The organism is Faecalicatena faecalis, from assembly GCF_012524165.2.
GTDB lineage: Bacteria > Bacillota > Clostridia > Lachnospirales > Lachnospiraceae > Faecalicatena_A > Faecalicatena_A faecalis.
Genome location: NZ_JABACJ020000031.1, coordinates 47,254 through 53,624, shown reverse-complemented (window position 1 = coordinate 53,624; position 6,371 = coordinate 47,254). Strand labels below are relative to the sequence as shown.

Annotated in this window: 5 protein-coding genes and 1 rRNA gene; 1 reads left to right on the top strand and 5 read right to left on the bottom strand. The window is 42.1% G+C overall.

Features of this window, described 5'->3' with window-relative positions; genetic code table 11:
• A 16S ribosomal RNA gene (locus tag HGO97_RS21355) occupies nt 1-218 on the bottom strand; the annotation flags it as partial.
• A gap of 514 nt (nt 219-732) precedes the next feature.
• Entirely contained in the window at nt 733-1,620 is an 888-nt protein-coding gene (locus tag HGO97_RS21350; RefSeq protein ID WP_216245059.1) for a fructose bisphosphate aldolase, read from the bottom strand.
• A gap of 193 nt (nt 1,621-1,813) precedes the next feature.
• Between HGO97_RS21350 and HGO97_RS21345 the strand changes: the two genes are divergently transcribed.
• Entirely contained in the window at nt 1,814-2,089 is a 276-nt protein-coding gene (locus HGO97_RS21345; RefSeq protein ID WP_216245057.1) for a GNAT family N-acetyltransferase, read from the top strand.
• Nucleotides 2,090-2,192: 103 nt separating this feature from the next.
• Here HGO97_RS21345 and HGO97_RS21340 read toward each other — a convergent pair whose 3' ends face one another.
• From HGO97_RS21340 to HGO97_RS21330, 3 genes are all read right to left on the bottom strand, one after another.
• Complete coding sequence (locus HGO97_RS21340) at nt 2,193-3,482, bottom strand: class II aldolase/adducin family protein (protein ID WP_216245055.1); 1,290 nt, start codon at nt 3,480-3,482, stop codon at nt 2,193-2,195.
• 209 nt (nt 3,483-3,691) lie between these two features.
• Nucleotides 3,692-5,602 (bottom strand): FtsX-like permease family protein, encoded by a 1,911-nt coding sequence (locus HGO97_RS21335; protein WP_216245053.1) that lies wholly within the window; start codon nt 5,600-5,602, stop codon nt 3,692-3,694.
• Entirely contained in the window at nt 5,599-6,354 is a 756-nt protein-coding gene (locus HGO97_RS21330) for an ABC transporter ATP-binding protein (RefSeq protein WP_216245051.1), read from the bottom strand. Before HGO97_RS21330 ends, HGO97_RS21335 begins: the two co-directional genes overlap by 4 nt.
• Nucleotides 6,355-6,371 lie beyond the last annotated feature (17 nt).

The following is a 6,371-nucleotide window of genomic DNA, read 5'->3' as shown; positions in this document are numbered from 1 at the left end:
TGTACCATGCGGTACCGTGGTCTTATGCGGTATTAGCAGCCATTTCTAACTGTTATCCCCCTGTATGAGGCAGGTTACCCACGCGTTACTCACCCGTCCGCCGCTCAGTCACAACACTCTTCAATCCGAAGAAATCAAAGTAAAGTGCTTCGCTCGACTTGCATGTGTTAAGCACGCCGCCAGCGTTCATCCTGAGCCAGGATCAAACTCTCGTTAAAAGTGTTTGTATCCAGTCAAGAATCGCTACTAGCTATTCTATCCTTTTTACTGTCTATCACCAAGATCAATCTCAGTGATGGGTGCATCATAAATGATGCTTGTTCTTAAAAATTTTCTCTATAAGAAATTTTCAAGGGTTTGTTGTCTATTGTTTAATTATCAAGGTCCTTTTGTCGTTCTCTGCTGTCGGTTATTGTCGTCAGCAGCAACTTTTATAGATTATCATATCGTTTGCTGTTTGTCAAGAACTTTTTTCATTTTCTTTTCCGCCGGGTCCCGGTCAATACCGTTCCCTCAAGCGACAGCTCTGATATATTATCACATTAACTCGAAATTTGTCAACAGTTTTTTCTATTTATTTTTTTTAATATGATTTATGTCAAAAAAGTATTTTCTTAGACATTATATTTTACGCTTTACAGTCATGCTAATACAAACAAGGTCACAGAGAAAATCATTTTCCCAACTGTGACCTTGTTCTTTCAGTATGTAGAAAAAAATAACCAACTGCGCCTAAGCCATTGATGCCTCAAATATTTCCCGTATGGATTCTGAAAGCATTTTATCAAACTCTTCCTGCGTCTGATGAAAACTCAGTCCCTGTGTCAATGCCCTCGAAAAACTCGCAATAACACCAGGATTCTTCGCAAGCAGCGCGTTCGCCTCTGATCTGGAATATCCTCCTGACAAGGCGACCACTCTTACTACTTTCGGATCCTCCAAAAGTTCTGAATAATATCCATTCTTTGTAGGAAGCGTCAGTTTGAACACCAGCCGCATATCAGCCGGCACCTTATCCAGATGCCGCAGCAGCTCCCTCTTTAGTATTTTCTCCGCCTTCTCTTTTTCAGGGCTGTGAATATCCACCTCCGGCTCCAGAATCGGAACAAGTCCACTCCTTGCTATTTGTATGCCGATACCAAACTGCTGATCTACAATCTCCCGGATTCCCTCTTCATTCGCAAGTTTTATCACAGAACGCATCTTTGTCCCAAAAATATGACGTTCCTTCGCCCGATCCAGAAGATGATTCAAATCTGGAATTGGTTTCATTACCTGCACGCCTTCCGCCTCGGGCGCAAGACCTTTGTCGACCTTTAGAATTGGAAGGATTCCTTTTTCCTCCAGAAGATAGTCTGCTGTAAACTTCCCCTCCATTTTCCTGTCCATTGTATTTTCAAATAAAATAGCTGCAAGTATGTGTTCAGATGTAAAGGCCGTGCTTGTAATAATTCTTGTCCGCATTTCATGTACCAATTCGAACATCTCATCGTCATTGTGATACTGCGACTCCTCAATTCCATATAACTTTAAAGCTTTCGGCGTACTGCCTCCACTTTGATCAAGCGCCGCAATGAATCCATTTCCTCCACGCATCCTATTCAGTTGTACTTCGTTCATGCAACATACCTCCTATCTGCCGAACCCCACGTCTGAAACATCTTTGCTTTTCTTTATTTTATCACTTTTTTACATAATTCACACTAAAAAAACTTATATTTCTGACAATATAATCTTGAATATCAACTTGCAATATCTTGTCAATCCAGATACTATAAAGTCAGATATATTCTACTATGAAGGAGGTATTATTTTGGAGTTCATACACAACAACAATCAAATTGCCGTATACACACCAGATTATCTTGTGGTCGCAGAAGTCACCTTCCCTGATCTTGATGAAAACACAGTGAATGTCAACCATACATTTGTCGACGACGTCCTGCGTGGGCAGGGAATCGCCGGGAAACTGATGGAAGAGCTTGTACAGAACCTGCGTCAGAGTGGAAAAAAAGCAGTACTGACCTGTACCTATGCTATAAAATGGTTTGAAAGCCATCCCGAGTACGCTGATGTTTTAGCGAAATAGCTCAAAGAGGTCAGGCACTTTTCCTCTCCATTTTCAGAACATTCTTAAAAGAGATGTCTGCCGCAGCAAACATCTCTTTCTCTATTCTTGTTGATTAATCTTTTTATTTTAAATGAAAAGCATCCTTTATCTCCTCGATCTGCTCTTCACTGATTGGTACCATATCGCCGAGATTTTTCGCGAATACCAGTGCTTTTGCACTATATTCGGCAACCTCCAGTCTGTCGAAAGCATTAAGCAGACTATCCCCCGTCACCGCGATGCAGTCGTTCTTTACCATAACAATTGGCGTGCTCTGGTCAAATATCTGAGCCGACTTCATCGGGTCCTGATAAAATTCAGAATATCCGACTTTTGGTATATCTCTCATCAATATATAGCTCTCAGGTATTGACTTGGAATCCAGGTCTTCCTCCGTAACTGCATACGACATGATGTATGGCGGATGAGCTATGATGATTGAATGAATCTCCGGGTGCTGCCTGTAGATTTCATCATGAATCTTAATAGAGCGGCTCGGAATCTTTCCTGCCTCACGCATATCCCTCTTAATGCAGACAATATCCTCAACATCCACATATTTTCTATCAATGTTATAGGGTGAGATCAGGAAACGTTCTTCGTCCAGTCTCACGGAAAAGGAACCCTGGATTGAATTTACAAGTCCCTGGTCATATGCGCGGTGGATAATATTGCACATATCTCTGCGGGCCGCTTTTTCTGCACTTGTAATCGTATTTCTTACAAATTCATCCATGCTAAGATGATTCTTTGTATACTTCAACTGAATCTCCTCTTCCTTCAAATATCTAGGTGTGCCGATGATTGCAGCATTGATCTGGAGTCTCGCACAGAAATCCAGGTTCTCAAATGCGTTAAATGCATTGAAGAGGCTGTCACTGCCGACAACAACACCATGATTTTCCAGAACTGCAATATCACAACCTTCTGCAAATTCTTTCGCTATTTTATTCCCCAGATCCTGGCTTCCCGGCAGTCCATATTCGGCTATGGCAATCTTTCCACAGCCGACAAAAGAATTCGGACTCAGCAGTGTATTCGGAATTTTTCTCACTATACTGAATGCTACCAATGCCGGTGGATGCGCATGAAGTACAGCCTTAATATCGCTCCTTGTCTTATAGATCTGTAAGTGGAATGGATATTCGCTGGACGGCTTATGATTTCCGACAATCGTACCATCCTTTTTAATACATACCATATCGCTGCGTGTAAGGTTCCCTTTGTCTACACTTCCCGGAGTGATCCATACATCACCGTTATCATCTAGTATGGAAAGATTTCCTCCTGATGTCGTTGTCATACCGTAGTGATAAATACGGTTCATCATCATGACGAGCTGATCTGCAGGATGAAGTAAATTTATATTCATATGTTTTGTATACCTCCTTATCGGTGTTTTATGTTGTTTTATGTTTGTTTCTATTTGTATAATAGTTGTTTTATGTGTGAATGTCAACATTTTTATGTGGTTTTTATTTGTTTTATGAGATTTATTAAAATCTTCGTTAAAAAATCAGATATCTTCCACAATATGCCGGGACCTATTTTGCATGATTACAGTCCTCTTTTGCTGGGGCCTTATTCTCCCAGTACTCTCCGTCTGAATACTTTCACTGAAATGAGATACACTACCGTAAATACCACCAGCACCGACACCGCACTATAGATATTCACACGGAACAGATCTTCCTTCATAACATTCCCCAGTGCTTTAATTGCAAACCATGAAGTCACTGCCATGAGAACGAAAGGACAATAATAGGTGAATCTGATTTCCTGTTTGATGGATTTTCCCAGTACATCCTTACCAATTCCAAGCTTCATCAATACTTGATACCGTTCTTTATCTTCATAAGAGTCATTTCCCAGTTTGATAAAGATAATACTGCTGCCTGCCAGAATCAGAGTCACGAACATGAATACGCATAGAGAATACATAACGCGGATCCAGGCTTCGGCCTTGCTTTCGGGACTTACGCAGCTTATTCCCACCTGATAATTTCCACTTTCGTCCTGCTCTGCCAGACTTTTCAGATAAGGCATGGAAGCATTCAGATTTGAAGGATCTTTCAGCTTATAATTATACAAATGAAATGTGAGTCCAAGTGGCTCCAGCTTCTTGTAAACTTCATCGTTTACCACATAGATGCTCATGGCCTCCTGCATGTTTCCAAGAAATGGGGTATCATCGTCGGCCATGACCGTAAATTGATCCTCCCCGATCTGAATCTTTTTATTTTCGTCATGCCCCACAAAACTCATCAGTATGACATGAGACAGCTCAATTACTTCATCCTGTTTCAATTCTGCATATTCAAAAGGTAGACCTGACTGATTGGCAGTATTTTTCACCTCTGAATAAGGAAGGATTGCATAACTCTGGTTGACAAATTTTGTATGGAAATAACTTGGGTCCAGCATCAGATAGGAAACCTTAGCACTATATTCTACCTTGTTCGTCTGTTCGATTCCCTCTTTGATTTCTGCAGGGTCCAGCTCATGCTGTGCTACTACCTGAATCGTAAATGTATCTTTAAAATGTACCATTTTATCATAGCGCTGCTTCATGGCGATGGACATTCCCAGCACCGTGACCGCACAGATCATTAGAATCGTTACCATGGCATATGTGCGGTAGTTGCGCTGGATTCTGTAGGACAGACTGTTTAACCACAGGGTACGCTGCTTTTGATAGAGAAAATGTTTCTTCCCGGTCAGTCTTCGCACAAAGTATGGAATCGCTCCCCCGAACAGAAGATAAGTTCCCACAATGACCAGAATCACCGCCATCAGAGCATATCCTAATGTATCGATTTCACCTGTTTGGACTGCACATACGTATCCTGCTGCCAAAACCCCAATCCCTGCAATCACCTTCAACAGAGTCAGCCATCCCTTTTCCGGCTTCATTTCTTCCTGCTTGGCACCGGAAAGCATATTCAGAACACTGCTCCTTAATATGGAAACGTACCCTTTTATGATCATGATCCCGAAGATCACCAGAAACAGTACTGATGTGGTCAGCACTGGTTTCCAAGTAAAGGAAAAACGGATATCCGCCTGAATATCTGAAAGCTTCAGAAGCAGCATCTGGAACAACTTCGAAAAGCCCGCTCCTGCAGCCAGCCCGGCAATCAGTGAAAACAGACCGATAAATGCTGCCTCCAGAGCATACATTTTGCCGATCCGCGCGTTGTCCAGTCCCATAAAGGTATAGATTCCAATTTCCTTTTTCCTCTGATTTAAGAACACATTTGTCGCATACCAGATAAAAAAGAACAAAAACACACCAAACACTACCGAAGCCGCCATTACCACCATATCGATATAATCCTTGTTCATACTTTGGAGCACATCCATCGAATCCGAATAAATGATATTTTGAAAGTTAAAAAAGATAAAGATGGAGAATGAGAGGGCCAGGATCAAGGCTCCATACTCATGAACGCTTCTTTTAAAATTAGAAAAAGAAAGTCTGATCAGTGTCATTCTCTGTCACCTCCCATGGAAGAGAGAAGATTCATGATCTCTTCATAGAATTCCTTCCTGCTGCCCTTGTTATACACCCGGCATTGAATCTGTCCGTCTGCAAGCATATAGACCTGCTTCGCATAACTGGCCGTATAAGCATCGTGAGTCACCATCAGGATCGTCGCACGGCCGGAGTCATTTGCTGACTTGAGACTCAACAGCAGATCCCTGCTCGACTTGGAATCCAGGGCCCCGGTAGGCTCATCTGCGAATATGATCTTCGGCTGTGTTATGAGCGCTCTGGCACTGGCGCCTCTCTGCTTCTGCCCTCCTGAAAGCTGATAGGGGTGCTTCGAAAGATGCTCTGTGAGTCCGAAAAGTTCTGCCATATTTTGCACACGCTTCTTCACATCACTGCTTTTTACTCCATTCAACGAGAGCGGAAGCGCAATATTATCTTCCAGACTCATATTATCAAGCAGATTATATTCCTGGAAAATGAATCCAATCTTATCCCGCCGGATGACTGACAAGCGCTTATTATTTACCTTCGTCACATCCTCCCCATCCAAAAAAATCTGCCCTCTGGTAGGTTTGTCAAGTGTAGAGAGCATGTTTAACAGTGTCGACTTTCCCGCTCCGCTCGGTCCCATAATTGCAATAAAATCATGTTCCTCGATATCCAGATTAATCCCTTTCAGAACCTGCGTTTCATACTCTTTTTTCCCATAACTCTTCACAAGATTTCTGATTTCAACTATTTTCTTCATTCATACTGCCTCCTTCA

Bases quoted from the DNA above. Each gene is read 5' to 3' on its own strand.
- HGO97_RS21330 (WP_216245051.1), bottom strand. From the start codon at position 6,354: ATGAAGAAAATAGTTGAAATCAGAAATCTTGTGAAGAGTTATGGGAAA.
- HGO97_RS21340 (WP_216245055.1), bottom strand. From the start codon at position 3,482: ATGAATATAAATTTACTTCATCCTGCAGATCAGCTCGTCATGATGATG.
- HGO97_RS21350 (WP_216245059.1), bottom strand. From the start codon at position 1,620: ATGAACGAAGTACAACTGAATAGGATGCGTGGAGGAAATGGATTCATT.
- HGO97_RS21335 (WP_216245053.1), bottom strand. From the start codon at position 5,602: ATGACACTGATCAGACTTTCTTTTTCTAATTTTAAAAGAAGCGTTCAT.